Raw genomic sequence first — 19,444 nt, 5'->3', positions numbered from 1 at the left:
GAGCGGATTCCAGGATAAAACGTTGGCGGGTGGATTCGCAGCCTGTCCGCGGAGGTAGGCAATAAATCCACCCGAAGTACCCCCTAGCGGGACTTTTCCAGGAAGCGGGGTATGCTCCACGCTCCCTCTCCTCCAACAACGCGACGCGCATCGTGGCCGCCAACGAAGCTCGGGAGTTTGGCAAGTACGAATTGGTCTCGAAGCTCGCCGCGGGCGGGATGGCCATCACCTATCGCGCGCGCATGAAGGGCGCCGCGGGGGTGACCAAGCCGGTGGTCATCAAGCAGATCCTCCCGCACTTCGCCGACGAGCCCGACTTCGTGGAGATGTTCGTCAGCGAGGCGCGCGTGGCCGCGGGGCTCACCCACGGCAACATCGCCCAGGTCTTCGACTTCGGAGAGATCGACGGCCAGTACTTCCTGGCCATGGAGTTCGTGCACGGGCAGACGCTGTCCAAGCTGCTGCGCCGCGCCCAGAAAGCCGGCCTGCCGGGCCTGCCCATGCCGCTGGCGCTGTTCGTCGCCACGCAGATCTGCGACGGGCTGGACTACGCGCACCGGCACATCGGGGAGGACGGCCGGCCCATGGGACTCGTCCACCGCGACGTGTCGCCGGACAACGTGCTCATCTCCTACGAGGGCCAGGTCAAGGTCATCGACTTCGGCATCGCCAAGGCGACGAGCGTCGTGGAGTCGCGCACCTCGCCCGGCACGCTCAAGGGCAAGTACCCGTACTTCTCCACCGAGCAGGCCCGGGCCGAGCAGGATCTGGACGCACGCTCGGACATCTTCGCCGTGGGCGTGGTGCTCTACGAGATGCTGTGCGGCCGGCGCCCCTACGAGGGCGAGCTCGCCGCGGTGCTGCCGCGCATCCTCGACGGAGACTATCCGCCCCCCTCCAGCCACAATCCCGCCATCGGCCCCGAGCTGGAATCGGTGATGGGCACCGCGATGGCGCTGGACCGGGAGCAGCGCTACCCCACCGCCCAGGCCTTCTCCGAGGCGCTGCGCGAACAGCTCTACTCGGGCTGGCCGCGCTTCTCGCCGGCCATGCTGTCGCAGCTGCTGGGCCACCTCTTCGCCGAGGAGCTCGCCGCCGAGGGCCGCAAGGTGGAGGTGACGCCCGCCTTCCTGGAGCAGCTCGCCGCGTGGCAGGCCCAACCCATCAGCGAGCCGATGGGCGCCCAGGCACGTGTGCCGGGCTCGGCCAGTGGAAGGACGAGCACCGGCTCCGGCATGCGCGCCGTGCAGTCGCGGCCCGGCAGTGACAGTGGCCGGCTCCCGAGCAACACGGGCAGCCGTCCCGGAGGCAGGCCGCCCACCAATGGCTCCGCCCGGCCCGCCAGCAACGCGGGAGGGCGCACCATGAGCTCGGCCTCGGGGCGCCGGGTGACGTCGGGCACTGGCGTGCCGCGCTTGCCCTCCATCTCCACCATGGCCGCCCCGCAGGTGGAGGGGGAGGAGCCCTCCACGGCCGTGTCGCACGCCGCCACCGCCGCCGAGAGCGCCGACGCACCGCGCGACACCCCCGTCGAAACCCCGGCCGTCACCCTGCCCAAGAATGTGCCGGACTACCTGCGCCCCGTGCGCGAGGCCAAGCTCCGCGAGGAAGCGGAGCGCGCCGAGCGGCGCCAGCGTCTGGTGACGCTCATCAGCGTGCCCCTCTTCGGCCTCGCCCTGGTGATGGCCGTCCTCCACTTCGCCTTCTCCGAGAACGAAGCGGCGGCCATTCCGGTGGGCTCGCAGTGGATCAGCTCCATCCCCCCGGGCGCCGCGGTGAAGCTCAACGGCAAGGACGTGTCCGGCGTCACGCCGCTCGTCGTGCCGAACGTTCCGCTCAACGAGGCCAACACCCTCGTCGTCACCCTGCCCGGCTACCGTCCCTGGACCCGGCGCTTCACCCTCACCACCGAGGTGGGGAATCCGATGCGCGCGGACCTCGAGCGCCTGGAGCCGGAGCCCTCCGCCCCGAAGCCCGAGCCCACCGCCACCGTGCCCGCTCCGGAGCAGCCCGGCGAGCCGCGGACCGCCACGGCGGACCCACAGGCCGGGACGCCCGCGGAACCGGCCACCGCGGCGGCGCCGGTGGATCTCGAGAAGTACAACGAGGTGGAGTACCCGACGCGGCTGTTCGTCCTGCGTCCCCAGTACAACGCCTTCCCGGTGGACAAGTACGCCACGGCCTCCATCGAGCTCAACGCCGGGGCGAGCTACTCCGTCAGCACCACCGGCAGCGCCCTGCTGGGCCAGGGCCGGGGGAGCTCCACCAACACCCTGGTCTGGTTCGCCGAGGGCGAAAACCTGCCGGTGGAGGAGTCCTTCGGGCTGCTCGGCTCCGCGCCGCGCACCTTCAAGGGCGTGCGCAAGCTGCACGTCTTCCTGCTGGACGACGACACGGCGGACAACGCCGGCGCGGTGCGGGTGAACCTGCGCCAGTCCAAGTGGGTGCCGCCGCGCCAGCTCACCTTTGATCCCAACCGCAACGCGCTGGTGCTCGCGCCCCAGCACCAGCTGGCCATGCGCGGGCTCAACCCGGACGCCATCTACCTGCTCACCGTGCGCGATGACTTCGCGGAGCTGAGATCCGGCACCACGGGCCGTACACATCGGGTGCTGTGCGCGGAAAGCAGCCAGAAGTCCGGCCGGCGCAACCATCGGCTCCTGGAGGCGGGCAAGCGCTACCAGCTGACCGGCGCCGACACCCTGCGTTGCACCTTCCCGGACACCCGGGTGGAGGACAACGCGGGTGCGCTCGAGGTGGACATCGTCGATGTCACGGCCATGTCCCGCCGGGAGCGCGCGGCCGCACTGCGCGGCGCTTCTCGTTGACCAGAAAACACTACCTGGGTTAGAGAAGGCGTACGGGCGCTCGGGCGGCAGCCGCCTTTTTCGTCCATCCCATTCGTACCCCCCAGCCGGGCACAAACCACCTCCCCTCGCATGTCGGAGGTGATGCGTACCCTGTCTGTCACAGCGGCCCACCTCGGTGGGCTTCGGGGACTACAACAAGTTCCTTCCGTAAGGGCTCATGGGGGTCGCAGCTCGTCCCACGACCCAGCTCAACAAGGACGGGAAAGGCACGTGGGCGCGGAGCCGATTTCGGCACCGGGCCCACGGGTCTTTTTGGGGTCTGGAAACCTCAGCGGCGGGACGAGTGCTCGTCCGCTCGCCTGCTCAGTCGCACATCACGTCAGGGCAGCCGCCACCCGTGGGCGCGCACACACCGCAGCCCGGGTTGCAGCAGAAGTAACCCTTGCCGCAGTAGTTCGTGCCGCACGGGCCACCGGAGCCGATGGAGATGGCGGCGGGCTCGGGCTCGGGCTGCTTCACCTGGGCCTCCACCTCGGGCTGGGCGCTCGTCTCGCACATGACGTCGAGACACGCGGCACCCTTGGGGGCGCACACGCCACAGCTCGAGTTGCAGCAGTAGGTGCCCACGCCACACACGTTGGGGCCGCAGGCGATACCACCGATCTCCAGCGCCTCTTCCACGCTCGCGGGGACGACCGGCTCCTGCTCCGACACACCACCACACGCCGCCATCAGGGACACCAGGGACAGCACCACCAGCTGCATCTTCATGATTCGCTCCTCCTCGGGGAAATTGACCTCTAGCAAAACCCGACAGAACGGATCAACAGGAGCAGCAGGGCTCAAGAAGCGCCCCTCCACCAACACCCGCAGGAGCAACACCAGGGGGAGGAAGAGCTGTCATGCCCCACCCCATCACACGATGAATTCGACGTACGATGGAATTGACGTATGCTGTGCTATGCACTAGATCTGCCGCGCATGAGACCTCTCGTGGTGAATCCAGGTGGGCGGCTGGGTGTCGACGACATCGTCGGCCGTGAGCAGGAAATCCGCCGGTATTGGCGGATCCTGGAGCGGCAGGGCCTTGTTCTGGGGGCGGAGCGCCGCCTCGGAAAGACCCACATCGTGCTCAAGATGCACGAGACCGGACGGGACGGCTTCGCCACGTTCTACCAAGACCTGGAGTCAGTCCATGGCCTGACCGAGCTGGTTCGCGCGCTCTACCGGGCCGTGGATCACCAGCTCTCCGGACTCAAGCGGGCGAAGCGGAAGGCCGTCGATCTCTGGAGCACCGTGCTGCCCAAGAAGTTGGGCAACCTGGACCTGCCCGAGGCCCGGAACAACTGGAAGGGGCTGCTCATCGATGCGGTGAACGATGTCCTTGAGGCCGTCGGGCCCGAGGACAAGGTCGTCCTGATGTGGGACGAGCTGCCGCTGATGCTGCACAACCTGCACAAGCGCGAGGGGGCGGACAGCGTCATCCAGTTGCTCGATCTGCTCCGAAGCCTTCGACAGCAGCACGGAGCGCGCCTGCGGTTCCTCTTCACGGGCTCCATCGGACTGCACCTCGTGCTCCGGACGCTCCGGGTGGCGGGAAACGCCAACGACCCGGTCAACGACATGCACCTGGAGACGGTTCCCCCCATGGTCGAAGCAGAGACCATTGAACTGGCCTCTCGCCTGCTCTGCGGCCTCGAGCATCCGCCCTCCGACGTCGAGACACTCGCGCGGCACCTTCACAAGGCCATCGGAGGTTTCCCCTACTACATCCATCACATCGTCGATCGGCTCGGAGAGTTGGGCCGGCCGGCCTCGACCACGGACATCACCGCGAGCGCGGAGGCCCTGGTTTGTGCGGATGACGATCCGGCCCATCTCGCCTATTACCTGCAGCGGCTCTCCACCTACTACGGGCCAGAGGAAGCGCGCCTGTCTCTAATCGTGTTGGACGCGGTGGCCTCTCAGGAGGGCGCGACGACAATGGACAACCTCATCAACCTCGCGCGCCACACGCTCCCCGAGGTGCGAGACGAGCAGGTTCGTGAGACGTGCCTGCTGTTGCGGCGCGACCACTACCTCACACTCGACCGTCGCGACGACGTGATGGCCCATGACTTCCGCTGGCATGTCGTCAAGCAGTGGTGGAGGCACAACCGGCTATGACTCGTGGACTCGTCACGACCTCCCGCTACAGCCCCGGCAACATGTCGGGACAGGCGCTCGAGCAGCTCTTCGTGGGCCGGGATGCCTTGATGAAGGACATCCTCAAGCGCATCACCGCCTCGGCGACCCGGAAGGAGAAGCACTACATCCTCCTCGTGGGTGCGCGAGGAATGGGGAAGACCCACTTCGTCTCGCTCGCCGCCCACAAGCTGAAGAACGACGAGGCATACGCCGCGGCACGCGCGCGGCTGAAGATCGCCTATCTGAACGAAGAGGAATGGGGTGTCGCCTCCTTCCTGGACCTGCTGGTGAGAATCCTGCGTGCGCTTTATGCGCAAGAGGGCACGCCGGGGCTCTCCGCGTCGCTCGATCGTATCTACGAGGCCTTCAAACAGAGCCCGGAGGCAGCGCTACGGACCGCCGAGTCGCTCCTAATCGACTACATCCGGGGAAGCACGCTCCTGCTCATCTGCGAGAACCTGTCCGACCTGTTCGAAGGATTGGGAGACGAGGGCCAGAAACGCTGGCGCTCATTCATCCAGGAGCACCCTTTCTGGACCATCCTGGCCACCACTCCGGCGCTGTTCTCGGGGGTGCGGCTCCAAAGCTCGCCCTTCTACAACTTCTTCACCATCAAGTCGCTGGAGCGGCTGGACTTCGACACGGCGACGGAGTTGCTGCGCCAGAAGGCACTCCTGGAGGGACGTAGCGGACTGGCGGACTTCCTGCTGACGCCCACGGGTCGGGCGCGCGTCCGGGCCATCCACCACCTGGCCGGCGGCAACCATCGCGTCTATGTCATCCTCTCTGACTTCCTGGACGAGGAGTCCCTTGAGGAGCTCATCGGGCCCTTCATGCGCATGGCCGATGACCTGACGCCCTACTACCAGGACCGCATGCGGCAGCTCACGCCCCAGCAGCGGAAGATCATCGAGTTGCTGTGCCAGGAGGCCAGGCCAATCATCGTGAAGGACCTGGCCATGCGGTGCCTGATCTCCCAGCAGGTCACGGCCAAGCAGCTCGGCGAGCTGGCGAAGCTCCAGTTCGTGCTCAGCACGAAGGTGGGACGCGAGTCGTACTACGAGCTGGCCGAACCGCTGATGCGCATCTGCGTGGACATCAAGGACAACCGCACGGAGCACTTCAAGCTCTTCGTCGAGTTCCTGCGGCACTGGTTCTCTGGGCGGGAACTTCGAACCAAGCTCGATCTGCTGAAACAGACTGGGCCAGAAACCCGGCGCGTCGATCGGCTGCACATCACTGCCGCGCTCCAGGATTTCGCGCAGGATCCGCGGGAGCCCTTCCTGGAGCACCTGGATGCCGAGGCCCAGCGATGCATCAAGGCGCAGGACTACCAGGGGCTGGTGGATGCGATGCCTCGGCTCCTTCAGGAGCGGCCTTCTCCTGGCTACTACTATGTACTGGCCTGGGCGATGAATGGCCTCCACCGCTTCGAGGACGCCCTCGAAGTGGCGACGAAAGGTGCAGCACAATACCCGGATGAAGTCCCTCTCCTCATCATCATTGCAACGAGCCTGGTACACCTCGGAAGAGTCGAGGAAGCCCTGGAGGTAGAAGGGCGCGCCCTCTCCCTCAATCCAGAGGAGCCACTGCTCATTTATGATTATGCCAACCTGTTGGAGCAGAGCGGACGCAAGGAACTGGCGACCGAGCATTTCAGGCGGGCATTTCAGCTAGCCTCCAATGACCGTGCCCATATCGAAACCTTCGCGCAGCTCGCGCATGACCTGGGTAGACATGCCGAAGCCGAGCAAGCCTACCGGAAGTATCTGGAGTTGGCCCCAGACGAGCCCCTGGCGTTTCGCGGGCTCTTCCTTTCACTGAATGCCCAGGACAAGCACGACGAAGCGGTCTCTCTGGCGGAGCTGGCTCCAGAGAAGCTCTCGGCCGACCCGGTCGCAATCGCATCTTATGGCCGGTCCCTGGCGATTCTTGGAAGACACAAAGACGCACTCGCCCAATTGGACAAGGCGATAGAGTCCAATCCTGGTGATGTCTGGAGTCATGTCTTCAGGGCAATTGACCTGTATGCACTTGGGCGTACCGAAGACGCGGCACGGGCTGGACTGAACGTGCTCGCCCTGCATCCAGATGAGCATGCCACCGAGATCACCCTGGATTTCTTGATTGGACTTGGGCGTCCCTCGGAGGTTCTCTCCTGGATCGACGAGTTCGAGAAGAGAGAAGAAAAGAAGGCGCTCTTCCGGAAGCAGCGGGCGGGCGCACTGCTCCGGCTCTCCCGATACAAGGAGGCGCTGGCTGTTGCTGAAAGCGCCAAGCAGGAAGCCCCCGAGGACAAGGAACTCACCCTTCTGGAGATAGAGGCCTTGACGGGTAGCGCGGGCTTCGGAGCTGCCATGTCCATACTCGACCGCACGCTGCATGGAATCGCGGAGTCCGTGAATCAGGACGTCCTGGCCACTTCGCTCCGCGATGTCCTGGCCATCGAGCAGCAGCTCCGCGGTGTGGTCGCGATGGCACGGCAGGTTCCGCAACTCCGGATGGTGCTCGACAAGCATCAACAGGGCGGGCTCATGCCCGCCATCCTGTCCGAGCTTCTCGACCACTGCCTCGAAGAAGATCTGCTCGCGGACGATGCGTGGACCAAGGCGATTCCCCCCCTCCAGGAGGCGCTCGCGGACAGGCCCGATTGCCGCATTCCCCTCGACATGCTGTCGGTGGCGGCACGCTACCGGCAGAGCGGCGACAGGAGCGTCCTGCTCGAACTGCCGCTGGAGCAACGCTCGTTGTTGCTGGAGAAGCTGGGCACGAAGGACGAGTCACCGCCCTCCGCTTGATGCGGTAGACCCTCACCCTGACCCTCTCCCAGAGGGAGAGGGGATTCACACGGGGAGGGCCTCCCTGGCTCAGATGTCCAGGTTCTGCACGTCCAGCGCGTTGCGCTCGATGAACTCGCGCCGCGGCTCCACCGCCTCGCCCATCAGCAGCGAGAAGATCTCGTCGCTCTCCACCGCGTCCTCGATGCGCACCTGCAGCAGCGTCCGCGTCACCGGATTCATCGTGGTCTCCCACAACTGCTCCGGATTCATCTCGCCCAGACCCTTGTAGCGCTGCAGGCCCAGCCCCTTCTGCGCGTCCTTGCGCACCGCGGCCAGCACCTCCTGCACCGACAACGCCACCACCTCGCCATCCCCCACCTTCACCCGGTACGGCGCCTTGCCCAGCGCCTTGAACGTCTCGCGCAGGCCCACCAGCTCCTGGTACTCCGGCGACGACAGGAAGCCGTGGTCGAACACCGTCTGGCGCACGCCTCCGTTGATGTCCGTCTTCACCACCAGCTTGTGCGTGTGGTGCTCCGGATCCATCGGGTAGGAGACCTCGAAGCGCCCCAGCGTGTCCGGCATCCGGGCCTTCAGGTACGCCACCATCGTGTCCACCTGCACCCGCAGCGCCGCCTCGTCCGACAGCAGCCCCGCGTCCACCCGGCCCGCCTGCACCAGCGCGTCCACCACCCGCGCATCCCGCCGCGCCGCCAGCTTCTCCAGGCGCTCCTCGTACGTAATCACCTTCTCCAAGAGCCCACGCAGCTCCGAGCCGCCCAGCTCCCCGCCCTCCGTCACCACCCGCGAGTGCTCCGCGGCGATGCGCAGCAGGTAGTCGTTCAGCCCGCGCTCGTCCTTCACGTACATGTCCTTCTTGTTGCGCGTGACTTTGTAGAGCGGCGGCTGCGCGATGTAGAGGTACCCGTTCTGGATGAGCTCCGGCATCTGCCGGTAGAAGAACGTGAGCAGCAGCGTGCGGATGTGGCTGCCGTCCACGTCGGCGTCCGTCATCAGGATGATGCGGTGGTAGCGCGCCTTCTCCGGGTTGTAGTCCTCGCGGCCGATGCCCGTTCCCAGCGCGGTGATCAACGTCACGATCTCCGCGCTCGTGAGCATCTTCTCGAAGCGCGCCTTCTCGACGTTGAGAATCTTGCCGCGCAGCGGAAGGATGGCCTGGTTGCGCCGGTCCCGCCCCTGCTTGGCCGAGCCGCCTGCGGAGTCACCCTCGACGATGTAGAGTTCGCTCTCGCTGGGGTCGCGGCTCTGGCAGTCGGCGAGCTTGCCCGGCAGCGAGCCACCGTCCAGCACGCCCTTGCGCCGCACCGTCTCGCGCGCCTTGCGAGCGGCGATCCGCGCACGCGTGGCATCGCCAATCTTCGCGACGATCTTCTTGCTGACGGTGGGGTTCTCCTCGAGGAAGGTCGCGAGCTGATCATTCACCATCTGCTCGACGAGGCCCTTCACCTCGCTGTTGCCCAGCTTCGTCTTCGTCTGTCCCTCGAACTGGGGGTTGGACAGCTTCACGGAGATGACGGCCGCGAGTCCTTCACGCGCGTCCTCGCCCGTGGGCGTCTCCTTCAGATCCTTCCACTGCCCGCTCTTCTCCGCGTAGCTGTTGAGCGTGCGCGTGAGGGCGGCCTTGAAGCCGGACAGGTGGCTGCCACCCTCGTGGGTGTTGATGTTGTTGGCGAACGTGAAGATGCGCTCGTCGTAGCCATCGTTCCACTGCAGGGCGATCTCCAGCGACACGCCCTCCTTCTCCGTGCGGAAGTGGATGGGCTTCTCGTTGAGCGACTGCTTCGCCTTGTTGATGTACTCGACGAAGGACACGATGCCGCCGTCGAACTTGAAGTCGTGCTCCTTGCCGATGCGCATGTCGCGGATGATGATCCGCAGGCCGGCATTGAGGAACGCGAGCTCGCGCATGCGCTGGCTGAGCGTGTCGAAGTTGAAGTCCACCGTCTCCATGACGGTGGTGTCCGGCTTGAACCAGATGAGCGTGCCGCGCTTGTCCGTCTCGCCGACGGCCACCGGCGAGCCATTGGACACGCCGCGCGCGTACGACTGCTCGTACACCTTGCCGCTGCGCTGCACGCGCACCTTGAACCACTCGGACAGGAAGTTCACACAGGTGACGCCCACGCCGTGCAGGCCGCCGGACACCTTGTACGCGCCGTTGCCGAACTTGCTGCCGGCGTGCAGCTCCGTGAGCACCACCTCGAGGGTGTCCTTGCCCTTGAACTTGGGGTCCGGGTGCGGACCCACGGGAATGCCGCGGCCGTTGTCCTGTACGGACAGCGAGCCGTCCACGTGGATGACCACCTCGATGTCGGTGCAGTGGCCGGCCAGGGCCTCATCGACGGAGTTGTCCACCACCTCGTAGACGAGCTTGTGCAGCCCGTACGTCATGGTGTCGCCGATATACATGCCCGGGCGCTTCCGGACGGCCTCCAGGCCCTCCAGCTTCGTGATGGCACCGGTGTCGTAATCCGCGGGCGGCGGCGTGGTCGCGGCGCCGGGGGCGGGGATGTTTTCCATGCGCGAAAAGTCCTTCGGGAAGACGCTTGGCGGGAACAGGTGTGCCTACCACTTCGAGGCACCCTGGACAAGAGTGTTGAGAACACGCAAAGCAGCGAAAAGATTCACGAAATGCCTCGCGCGACGCTACGCGTCAAAACGCGGGGCGGGCTTCCTTTCTTCCAGTGCGGCCGCCAGCTCACTGAACGCCGTGCGCGAGGGAAACAAGTGTCGCGTGAGCAGCACCCTGCCCCCCTCGTCCAGGAACAGGCCGAGCATGTCTTCCTTGCGGCCGAGACGGCGCACGGAGTCGATCTGTCCCCAGGACAACTGCAGCTGGCCACCGGTGAAGGGACGCGCCAGTGCGACGCCCCTGGCACTGAGTGTAACGCCCCACCCGGGCCGTGGCCGCAGTCTGTGCCAGGCGAAGACGAAGGCGAGCAGGAGCCCGCCCGTGATGCCCGCCCGGGCCACGGCCAGGGGAGCATTGCCCACCTCCCGCGCATCCGCCAGCGCCCAGGCGCTGAGAATGGCGAGCACGCACGCCCCCAGGAAGAGGGCCCGGCGGGTGGGACGGGGATCGAAGGCGTAGAAGCGGGGCTCCATGCGAGCATCCGCACCCTAGCCTCCCGGACGGCCGGCCGGGGATTTTCCGCACGCCAGCTGTCCACCCGCGAGCGCATGGGAGCGCCTACCCTGCTCCGCATGACGGACGTTGAACCCACCACGCGCCTGCGCGCCAACATCCACGGCTTCAAGACGCTCCAGACGCGGGGCGGTCCGCTGCGGATGAAGGACCTGCCCGGGGTGCGAGCCTTCGCCCTGCCCGGCCACGGGGCCCCGCTCTTCCAGCAGCAGGTGCTGTACACGGACGCCCACGCGCTCGCCGAGGCACTCGGGCCGCTCGACACGTGGTACCGCGAGCTGGGAGTCCGGGCCTGGCGCGTGCCCGTGTACCCGGGGGACACCGCCGCGGAGGCCGTGCTGGCCCGCGCCGGACACCGGGCCGAGGACAGCCTCCCCACCATGGCCCTCCCCCTGGCCCACCCGCCGCCCCAGCTCCCCCCGGGCACCACGCTGGAACACCCGGAGGACCTGCACGAGGTGATGAAGCTCAACGCGCTCTGCTACGGCCAGGAGCACGTCGGCTACTTCGAGAGCTGGCGCCCCCGGCTCCACGCCTCCTCCGGACTGTACGCCGTGCTGGTGCGCCAGGAGGGCCGGGCGCTCGCCGGAGGCGTCTCGTTCGAGCGGGATGGCACCGCGGGCATCTACTTCGTGGCCACCCACCCCGAGGCCCGCCGCCTGGGACTGGGCGCGCTGGTGATGCGGGGCCTGCACGCGGACGCGCTCGCCCGGGGCTGCACCCTCGCCGTCCTGCAGGCCTCGGTGCTGGGCCATGGCCTGTACCAGCGGCTCGGCTACCGGGACCTGGGCCCGTGGACGAGCTGGGTGCGCCGCGCCGGCTGAGGCCCCGCTCGCGTCCCTCACTCGCTCCGGAAGTGCTGGCCCACCGTCTCCACCAGCACCTCCACGTCCACCGGCTTGCGCAGGTAGGCACACGCCCCCACCTCCTCGGCCACCGCCGCGTTGCTCGCCGAGGCGGAGAAGATGACGATGGGGATGTCCTTCCACTCGGGTACCGCGTGCATCTCGTGGGCGAAGCCCAGCCCGTCCAGCACCGGCATCATCATGTCCAGCAGCACCAGCCCGGGCAACGGACAGGCCCGCGAGAGCACCTCCAGCGCCTCGCGGCCATTGCCCGCTCCCACCACGGCGTGGCCCGCGTCGCGCAACACCTCCTCGAGCGCCTCGCGCAGATCCGTGTCGTCATCCACCACCAGCAAGGGACGCATCATGTGGACTCCTCCACCGTCTTTCCCGCGGCACGCAGGGGCAGCTCCAGGGTGAAACGGGCCCCTCCACCCGGACGCGACTCGGCCCATACCCGGCCCCCATGCGCCTCCGCCCCCCGTCGCGCCAGGTACAGCCCCAACCCCAACCCCCCGTAGGAACGCGAGGATACCGCCCGGCCGAAGCGCTCGAAAATGCGCTCGAGCTGCTCCTCCGGCACGCCGATGCCGCGGTCCTCCACCACCACCCGCGCCACCACGCCGTCCGACACCACCCGCACGTCCACCGGCTGGCGCGCCCCGAACTTGAGCGCGTTGGAGACCAGTCCGGCCACCACCTGCTCCACCCGCATCCGGTCCCACTGGCCCACGAGCTCCCGGGCCGCCTCCAGCCGCAGCGCGCAGCCCATGGCCCGGGACTCCGCCGCGAAGCGCTCCAGCACCTCGCGCACCAGCTCGACCAGGTCCACCCCCTCCAGCGTCAGGGACAGCTCGCCGGTGGACAGCCGCGACACATCCAGCAACGTCTCCACCAACGAGCCCAGCCGCTTCACCTGGCGCAGGCCCTTGTCCAGCCGCTCCACCATCTCCGGGGAGGACTCGCGCCGCGCCCGCTGCACCAACGTGCCCAGCTGCAGGCCCAGCGTGGTGAGCGGGGTGCGCAGCTCGTGGGCCGCCACCGAGAGGAACTCGTCGCGCAGGCGGATGGCCTCCTGGGACTCGCGGTACAGGCGCACGTTCTCCAGCGTCAGCGCGGCGCGGCGTACCAGCTCCTGCACCACGGGGAGATCCGCCTCCGTGAAGCGCGGCCGCGTCTTCCCGGTGATGCCGAGCGTCACCACGCCCAGCGTGCCCATGCGTCCCACCAGGGGCACGTGGACGAAGGAGCGCAACTCCAGCGCCAGCAACCGGCGCAGGTGCTCCGGGGAGCGCGCCACCGCCTCCAGCCGCTCCGGGGAGACGTCCGGCACCACCCGCGGCTCGCCCGTCCGGAACACATACGCCGGACCCGAGGGGGCCTCCGGCTCCAGGGGGAAGAGCCGGTCCAGCTCGAAGGCCCGCTCCACCTGCTCCGGGTCCTCGTGCGCCAGGGACGCCACCCGGAGGTGCCTTCCATCCTCGGAGAAATAGACGGCGCACCAGTCCGCCAGCTCCGGCACCGGCAGGCGCGCCACCTTGTCCAGCGTCTCCTGCAGATACAACGAGCCGGCCAGCACCTCCCCGGCGCGGGCCAGCAGGTTCCGGTCCCGCTCGGCCCGGGCGCGCTCATGACGCAGCCGGGCCTGCTCCACCTCGCGCGCCACCGCGACCGGCAGCCGGGTGAGGAGCGCCTTGGAGAAGTAGTCGCGGGCACCCGCCTTCATCACCTCCTCGCCCTCGAACTCGCCCACGCTGCCCGAGACGACGATGAAGGGGATGTCCAGGCCGCTGTCGCGAAGGAGCTCCAGCGCGGCGGGCGCGTCGAAGCCGGGCAGGCGGTAGTCCGAGAGGATGACGTCCCACGCCCCGGGCTCGAGCGCCGCGCGCATCTCCTCGGCCGACTGCACCCTGTGGCAGGACACCTCGAATCCTCCCCGGCGCAGCTCGCGCTCCACCAACTCCTGGTCGTCCGGGATGTCCTCCACCAGCAGGACGCGGAGCGGCCTCGTCATCCAGACACCCCCGGCAGCGGGGAGCGGTTGAGCTCCAGCCAGTAGACGCCGAGCTGGCGCGCCGCCTCGACGAACTCGTTGTAGCTCACCGGCTTGCGGACGTAGCTGTTGCACCCGTGGCTGTAGCTCTCCACCAGGTCCTTCTCCTCGTCCGAGGAGGTGAGGATGACCACGGGAAGGAAGCGGGTGCGTGGATCGGCGCGAATCTGGCGCAGCACCTCGTGCCCGCCCAGGCGCGGCAGCTTGAGGTCCAACAGCACCAGGGAGGGCAGCGGCTCGTGCCGCCGGTGCGAGAACACCCCACGCCCGAAGAGATAATCGAGCGCATCCATCCCGTCCTCCACCACCTCCAGGGGATGGGTGACGCCCGCGCGTTGGAAGGCACGCTGCGTCAGGTCCACGTCGTCCGGGTTGTCCTCCACGAGGAGGATGATTCGTGAGCTGCTCATGCGCGTGCCTCCTGGAGGGTGAAGCGGAAGGTGGCGCCCCCGCCCGGGGCCGCCTGGGCGGAGATGTCCCCGCCGTGCCGGTGGACGATGCGCTGCACCGTGGCCAGCCCGATGCCCGTGCCCGGGAACTCGGAGGGCTTGTGCATCCGCTGGAAGGGGCTGAAGAGCTTGCCCGCGTACGCCATGTCGAACCCCACCCCGTTGTCGCGCACAGCGTAGTGAGTCACCCCGTCGGCCGTCTCCGCGAACAGCTCGATGTGGGCCCCGGAGCGCTTGCTGGTGAACTTCCACGCATTGCCCAGCAGGTTCTCCAGGAGCACCCGGAGCAGCCGCGGGTCACCCCGCACGGAGAGGCCGGACTGGACCGAGCACGTCACGTCGCGTCCGGACTCGCGCTGGCGCAGCTCCTGGAGCACGGAGGTGGCGATCGCGCTGAGGTCCACCGGCTCGCGGCGCAGCTCGGCGCGGGTGACGCGGGAGAGCTGCAACAGATCGTCGATGAGCTGGCCCATGCGCGTGGCGGCCCCCTGCAGGCGCGTGAGGAGCCGGAGGCCCTCGGCGGACAGCCGCTCGCCCTCGTCCTCGCGCAGCGCCTGGGCGAAGCCGTCGATGGCGCGCAGGGGCGAGCGCAAGTCATGCGAGACGGAGTAGCTGAAGGACTCCAGCTCCTTGTTGGCGGCGGTGAGCTCGAGGGTGCGCCAGGCCACGCGCGACTCCAACCGGGCCTCGCTGGCGCGCAGGGCGTCCGCCTGGGCGTGCACCTGGGCGAGGCTGGCGTCATAACCGCGGGCCAGGGTGAGGAGCTGACGCCGGCTGAGCCAGGCCAGCAGCCCCCCCACGGCGAGCGTCCACAGCCCGCCGGCGATGAGCACGGTGCGCCCCGCTCGCTCGGCCTCCAGGCCCTGGCGGGTGGCGCGCCGGAGCTCCTCGGCGCGGATGGTGTCCAGCGTCGAGCGCAGCGCGTCCATGCGGGCCTTGGCCGCGCCCGAGCGCACCAGGGAAAGCCAGTCCCCCCCCTGGCGGAAGAGGGAGAGCTGCGCGTCGGCCACCCGCTCCCATTCCCGCCAGCGCCCGCGCACTTCCTCCATCCAGGTCCCCTGCCCGGGCGCCCCCGCGAGGCCCCGCTCCAGTTCCTCGAGCGCCCTGGGGAGCTGTTGCCCGGCGGCATGATAGGGCTCCAGGAAGGCGGGCTCGCCGGTGAGCAGATAGCCGCGCAAGCCCGTCTCCCGGTCGATGAAGAGCTGACGCACCTGCTCCAGCCGGGTGATGGCCTCCTGGTAGTGGCGCGCCTTCTCCTGGGCCTGGATGAGGCCATTCACCGTCCCCAGGAGGATGCCCGCGAGCACCAGCAGCAGACCCACCGGAAGCAGGATGGCGCGCAGCAGCAGCCGGCGGAAACGGAGGGGGTCGGTCAGGGGCATCACGCGGCCGGGGTGGAAGTCACCGTGAAGGTTGGGGTCCCAAGGGGACCCTTCAAGCCATGCCACCGGCCACGGTGAGCGGGCAGGGGCTGGAGGCTCGCCCGGGAGGCGGGAGGTGCCGTGGAAGGCCGGGGCCCGCCCACCGGCCGTGGAACCCGGCACGCGAGAGGAGGTGACCTCCGCAGTAGCCTGCGGGGTGATTCCGTGAGTAGTGTCCGGCCGCATGACGTGTCGGCTCACCTCCGGGAGGCGCCCGCGGCGGGAGCGCCACGGCCTCGCGGTGTGGGGACGACGCTGGAGGTCACCCGCATGGCTGAAAATCCGATGTCCCCCTCCCGTTCCGCCCGCCGCGGCGCCCGCCCCGGACCCCGCCGGCAACCCCCTCCCGTGCTGGACCCGGGCACCCGGGTGGCCGGCTACGAGGTGGTGCGCCGCCTGGGCGCGGGGGGCTACGGCACCGTGTACCTGGCACACGCCGCCACGAGCCTCGTCGCGCTGAAGGTGCTGCCACTGGAGCGCTCGCGGGGGTGGGAGGAGCGGGAGGTGGACGTGCTGCGCCGGATGAGGCACCCCGGCGTGGTGCGGCTGCTGGGGTACGTCGACTGGCCGGAGGAGGAGCCCCGCGTCCGCGTGCTCATCATGGAATACGTGGACGGGCTGCCCCTGGACGAGCACGTGCGCGGGCGCAACCCGTCGGCGCTCGAGGTGGTGGAGCTGATGGAGGGGTTCATGGAGGCGCTGGAGGCGGTGCACGACGCGGGCGTGCTGCACCGGGACGTGAAGGCCTCCAACATCCTGGTGCGCGCCGGGGACGGCGGGCCGGTGCTGGTGGACTTCGGGGCGGGCGCCTACCTGGGGGCGCCCACGCTGACGAGCTCGGTGCTGCCCCCGGGCACCCCGGAGTACCGCGGCCCCGAGGCCTGGGACTTCTTCCGCCACCACATGGGCGACGCGGGCGTGCGCTACTCGCCGACCCGCGCGGATGACCTGTGGGCGGCGGGTGTGCAGTTGTACTGGGTGCTCACGGACCAGCTGCCCTTCACCGGCCCGGACTTCCTGGCCATCGGCGCGGCGGTGCTCAACGAGAAGCCCGCGCCTCCGCGCGAGCTCAACCCGTGGGTACCGGAGGCCCTGGAGCGCCTGTGCCTGCGCATGCTGGAGAAGTCACCCGAGGCGCGGTACGCGGACGCGGGCGAGGTGCGCTCGGTGCTGGCCACGCTGGGGGCGGAGGCGGATGAGACGTGGCGCGAGCCGCTGTTCGAGCCCCATGCGCCCCACAACGCCACCACCCGGCCCCAGGGCCGGCTCGCGGAGGGGCAGGATCTGCTGCTGCGGATGAGCAGGCTCGCGAGGCAGCCTCCGCGGCGGGGCGAGGTGCCCACGCGGGAGGCGAGCGCCGTGCCGGTCCCGAGGGGCCCCTCGATGGCGCCCGCGCGGAGTCCCACGGAACGGAAGACGGAGCCCCCCCGCGCGGAACTCCCGGTCCGGGTGCCCGTCACTCATCCCCGGACGGGGTTCGGGTGGCGCCTGGGCGCGGTGGGGTTGGGAGCCCTCGCGCTGGCCGCGGCGCTGTGGCTCCTGAGCTCCTGGAGGGCGGACATGTCCTCCGAGGTCGTGGCGAGGACCCAACCTTTCATGTCGCCCGAAGCCTTTCCCATACGGTGGGATGCTTTTTTCCCAGATGTCGTGCCCTCGCTGAAACCGCAGCATGTTGTGGCGGACGCGGCGCCCAACGGACAGGCCGTTGCCGCGCCCGTCATCAACGTCAGACACAGCGAGGAAGACATGTCACAGAAGAATCCACCGAAGCCGCCCTCTCCCACCAAGGCCAGGAAGGCGCGGCCGAGCGTCAGTGCCTGTCTGGGCATGGGCACGCTCGCCGCCCTCGCGGCGGGCTGCACCTCCGTCCACAACAAGGCCTTCCACGAGAACTTCGTCAAGACTGGGATCTACTACGACGCCGAGGAACTCTTTGACTGCCCTCCATCATCGATCAAGTCCATGAAGGAGCACGGCATTGCCATCGGGAGCCTCCATGATGCCGTCTATGGCTCTGGCATCAACCAGGAGGAGTCTCGGGTTCCCCTGAACGAGCTTGGAGAGAAGATGTCGGTGCCACTGAGTGGCACTGGAGTCGAGCTCCGCTCCGACTGGGGTGGGCTCGGCAGACTTGGCCGATTGGGCGGGGCGAGCATCATCGTGGAAGACCGTGTCTATACCCGTCTCACCAACTTCAGCCCCTTCGCCGTCAATGCGGTGCAGGTCCCCGTGTGCATGGAGGTCTGGTACGACGGAAAGCCCGGGGTTCCCCACTTCGGAAGGGACCCGACGAAAGATTTCCCGGGAGGCTTCATCTGGGTGTTGCCGCGAGTCCAGGTCAAGGCCGTGAGTCGTTTTCACGAATGAGCGCTCCGCGCACTTGCAGAAAATAATCCCCACGTGTTCTCCATGTCTCTCGGCCAGCTCTTGGTGATGGGGTTCCTCCTCGGAAAATCCGCAGCACCGGATGTTCACCCATCTCTTCAGGATAAACCTTCCACTGGATCTTCCTCGGACTCAGTCCAGGAGCCGCACCCTCAGGAGTTCTCTGGCCAGCAGAGTAGCCTCGCGATCGAGGCATTCTCCAGAATGGAGCCAGACGGCCCATTCTCCGTCTGGGACATCACCCGGAGCATCACGTGGACACCAGATGTACAAGGTCTACGAAGAGTCATCGTCGTCCACAGCATCCGCCCCCGGGATTCATCTAAAACGCACCTGCTGCTGCAGGTTGAATTGACGCACTCTCTTGCCAGCGCCGCCAGGCAGATGACGCGCGCAGTGTTGTACCTGGGTAACAACGAGTCCTGGCTCAGCGTCTGGCAGGATCCTGACTCTTCGGGTGAAGTCTTGCGCCTGCTGCTGCAGGGCACCGTGGATCTCCACAGACTCCACAAGGCCCCCCACCAACTCGTCCTGTCGCGAGGTGAAGAGCGTATAGAGCGGCTCGCCGTGATCTACAACATCCTGCTCCGCTGACGGCATGAGGCTGAAGAACAGCTCAGACGGAGGGCAGGGGTTGGAAGACCACACCGTCGAGGCCTAGACGACGGCAGGCTTCGACGAAGCGCTCGGTGCAGACAATCACGGTGGAGAAATCCTCCAGCCGAAACAGGTCCAAGTGGTTGGGAACAGTAGCCGCGTCCAGCAGTCTGTCATCGGGAAGCGTGAGACCTTCGCGGCCACAACGAGGGCAAGGAGGTTTACGCTCCGCAGGCAAGCAATCCGGGTGTAATCGGCCCACGGGGAGGATTTCCAACTCGAGCAACTCAGGCGCGTTTCGCTGGCGGAACCGCAGTTGGGTGCGGCACCCCTTGAGTCCTTGCACCCCCTCGGCCTGGAGTTTCTCCAACGCGTCGCGCTGCACCAGCAACAACCACGGGAAGAACGCCACGAGCGGCCCGAATCGACCCTGAGCATTGCCCACGAGCGGGCCAAAAGCCGAACCGGGCTGCAGCAGAGCTCCTGGAGGAAGCAGAGGGCGTACCAGCTCGCACATCCTTTCGTATTCGGCGAACGCTGCAGCCCTGGGCTCATCGAACCTGGCTAGATGCGCAATCGAGCTCAGGTCCACCGAAGGGTATGCTCTGGTATCAGTCCCCCAAGAAGCATTACAGCCGGGGCAATGGCGGATGCCTGGAAGCCCCCATTGATGCTCGGCTCGAATGTCCCACGTGGACTGCGATGCCTTGTCTTCTTCAATACTGAAATAGCTCATACGTACGCGCAACCT

At 67.8% G+C, this 19,444-nt stretch carries 14 protein-coding genes; 6 read left to right on the top strand and 8 right to left on the bottom strand.

The window, feature by feature from the left end; all coding sequences use genetic code 11:
• Positions 1–152: 152 nt before the first annotated feature.
• Positions 153–2,828, top strand: coding sequence for a protein kinase domain-containing protein (locus Q664_RS00510; protein ID WP_043388482.1), 2,676 nt, complete (start codon positions 153–155; stop codon positions 2,826–2,828).
• A 345-nt stretch (positions 2,829–3,173) separates the two neighbouring features.
• Here the strand turns inward: Q664_RS00510 and Q664_RS51360 are convergent, their stop codons facing one another.
• Positions 3,174–3,581, bottom strand: a complete 408-nt coding sequence (locus Q664_RS51360; protein WP_052517493.1) for a hypothetical protein — start codon at positions 3,579–3,581, stop codon at positions 3,174–3,176.
• A 210-nt stretch (positions 3,582–3,791) separates the two neighbouring features.
• On the opposite strand from Q664_RS51360, the gene Q664_RS00500 reads away from it, so the two are divergent.
• Positions 3,792–4,976 (top strand): ATP-binding protein, encoded by a 1,185-nt coding sequence (locus Q664_RS00500; RefSeq protein ID WP_152621822.1) that lies wholly within the window; start codon positions 3,792–3,794, stop codon positions 4,974–4,976.
• Positions 4,973–7,795: an AAA family ATPase gene (locus tag Q664_RS51355; protein ID WP_052517492.1), complete on the top strand. Its 2,823-nt coding sequence runs from the start codon at positions 4,973–4,975 to the stop codon at positions 7,793–7,795. The genes Q664_RS00500 and Q664_RS51355 overlap by 4 nt, the downstream gene beginning before the upstream one ends.
• Before the next feature lie 69 nt (positions 7,796–7,864).
• Here Q664_RS51355 and gyrB read toward each other — a convergent pair whose 3' ends face one another.
• Positions 7,865–10,318: a DNA topoisomerase (ATP-hydrolyzing) subunit B gene (gyrB, locus tag Q664_RS00490; protein ID WP_075207267.1), complete on the bottom strand. Its 2,454-nt coding sequence runs from the start codon at positions 10,316–10,318 to the stop codon at positions 7,865–7,867.
• A gap of 126 nt (positions 10,319–10,444) precedes the next feature.
• Positions 10,445–10,903 (bottom strand): hypothetical protein, encoded by a 459-nt coding sequence (locus Q664_RS00485; protein WP_043388477.1) that lies wholly within the window; start codon positions 10,901–10,903, stop codon positions 10,445–10,447.
• A 99-nt stretch (positions 10,904–11,002) separates the two neighbouring features.
• Between Q664_RS00485 and Q664_RS00480 the strand changes: the two genes are divergently transcribed.
• Positions 11,003–11,767, top strand: coding sequence for a GNAT family N-acetyltransferase (locus Q664_RS00480; protein ID WP_043388475.1), 765 nt, complete (start codon positions 11,003–11,005; stop codon positions 11,765–11,767).
• Between the two features lie 17 nt (positions 11,768–11,784).
• Here the strand turns inward: Q664_RS00480 and Q664_RS00475 are convergent, their stop codons facing one another.
• The 4 genes from Q664_RS00475 to Q664_RS58765 are packed head-to-tail and all read right to left on the bottom strand — an operon-like array spanning position 11,785 to position 15,672.
• Positions 11,785–12,156: a response regulator gene (locus Q664_RS00475; RefSeq protein ID WP_043388472.1), complete on the bottom strand. Its 372-nt coding sequence runs from the start codon at positions 12,154–12,156 to the stop codon at positions 11,785–11,787.
• Entirely contained in the window at positions 12,153–13,802 is a 1,650-nt protein-coding gene (locus Q664_RS00470) for a hybrid sensor histidine kinase/response regulator (RefSeq protein ID WP_043388470.1), read from the bottom strand. The genes Q664_RS00475 and Q664_RS00470 overlap by 4 nt, the downstream gene beginning before the upstream one ends.
• Entirely contained in the window at positions 13,799–14,251 is a 453-nt protein-coding gene (locus tag Q664_RS00465; protein ID WP_043388468.1) for a response regulator, read from the bottom strand. Before Q664_RS00465 ends, Q664_RS00470 begins: the two co-directional genes overlap by 4 nt.
• Positions 14,248–15,672: a sensor histidine kinase gene (locus Q664_RS58765; RefSeq protein WP_052517491.1), complete on the bottom strand. Its 1,425-nt coding sequence runs from the start codon at positions 15,670–15,672 to the stop codon at positions 14,248–14,250. The genes Q664_RS00465 and Q664_RS58765 overlap by 4 nt, the downstream gene beginning before the upstream one ends.
• Before the next feature lie 309 nt (positions 15,673–15,981).
• Between Q664_RS58765 and Q664_RS00455 the strand changes: the two genes are divergently transcribed.
• On the top strand, positions 15,982–18,078 hold the full coding sequence (locus Q664_RS00455) for a serine/threonine protein kinase (RefSeq protein WP_152621820.1): 2,097 nt from the start codon (positions 15,982–15,984) through the stop codon (positions 18,076–18,078).
• A 33-nt stretch (positions 18,079–18,111) separates the two neighbouring features.
• Positions 18,112–18,690 (top strand): hypothetical protein, encoded by a 579-nt coding sequence (locus Q664_RS00450; RefSeq protein ID WP_043388463.1) that lies wholly within the window; start codon positions 18,112–18,114, stop codon positions 18,688–18,690.
• Between the two features lie 22 nt (positions 18,691–18,712).
• Here Q664_RS00450 and sitI6 read toward each other — a convergent pair whose 3' ends face one another.
• Positions 18,713–19,429: a SitI6 family double-CXXCG motif immunity protein gene (gene sitI6 / locus Q664_RS00445; RefSeq protein WP_043388461.1), complete on the bottom strand. Its 717-nt coding sequence runs from the start codon at positions 19,427–19,429 to the stop codon at positions 18,713–18,715.
• Positions 19,430–19,444: the final 15 nt, after the last annotated feature.

The sequence above is a fragment of the Archangium violaceum Cb vi76 genome, assembly GCF_000733295.1.
Taxonomy (GTDB): domain Bacteria; phylum Myxococcota; class Myxococcia; order Myxococcales; family Myxococcaceae; genus Archangium; species Archangium violaceum.
This window is presented reverse-complemented; position numbering and strand designations above follow the sequence as displayed.

Bases quoted from the DNA above. Each gene is read 5' to 3' on its own strand.
- Q664_RS00500 (WP_152621822.1), top strand. From the start codon at position 3,792: ATGAGACCTCTCGTGGTGAATCCAGGTGGGCGGCTGGGTGTCGACGAC.
- Q664_RS00455 (WP_152621820.1), top strand. From the start codon at position 15,982: ATGGCTGAAAATCCGATGTCCCCCTCCCGTTCCGCCCGCCGCGGCGCC.
- sitI6 (WP_043388461.1), bottom strand. From the start codon at position 19,429: ATGAGCTATTTCAGTATTGAAGAAGACAAGGCATCGCAGTCCACGTGG.
- Q664_RS51360 (WP_052517493.1), bottom strand. From the start codon at position 3,581: ATGAAGATGCAGCTGGTGGTGCTGTCCCTGGTGTCCCTGATGGCGGCG.
- Q664_RS00475 (WP_043388472.1), bottom strand. From the start codon at position 12,156: ATGATGCGTCCCTTGCTGGTGGTGGATGACGACACGGATCTGCGCGAG.
- Q664_RS58765 (WP_052517491.1), bottom strand. From the start codon at position 15,672: ATGCCCCTGACCGACCCCCTCCGTTTCCGCCGGCTGCTGCTGCGCGCC.
- Q664_RS00465 (WP_043388468.1), bottom strand. From the start codon at position 14,251: ATGAGCAGCTCACGAATCATCCTCCTCGTGGAGGACAACCCGGACGAC.
- Q664_RS00470 (WP_043388470.1), bottom strand. From the start codon at position 13,802: ATGACGAGGCCGCTCCGCGTCCTGCTGGTGGAGGACATCCCGGACGAC.
- gyrB (WP_075207267.1), bottom strand. From the start codon at position 10,318: ATGGAAAACATCCCCGCCCCCGGCGCCGCGACCACGCCGCCGCCCGCG.
- Q664_RS00480 (WP_043388475.1), top strand. From the start codon at position 11,003: ATGACGGACGTTGAACCCACCACGCGCCTGCGCGCCAACATCCACGGC.
- Q664_RS51355 (WP_052517492.1), top strand. From the start codon at position 4,973: ATGACTCGTGGACTCGTCACGACCTCCCGCTACAGCCCCGGCAACATG.
- Q664_RS00485 (WP_043388477.1), bottom strand. From the start codon at position 10,903: ATGGAGCCCCGCTTCTACGCCTTCGATCCCCGTCCCACCCGCCGGGCC.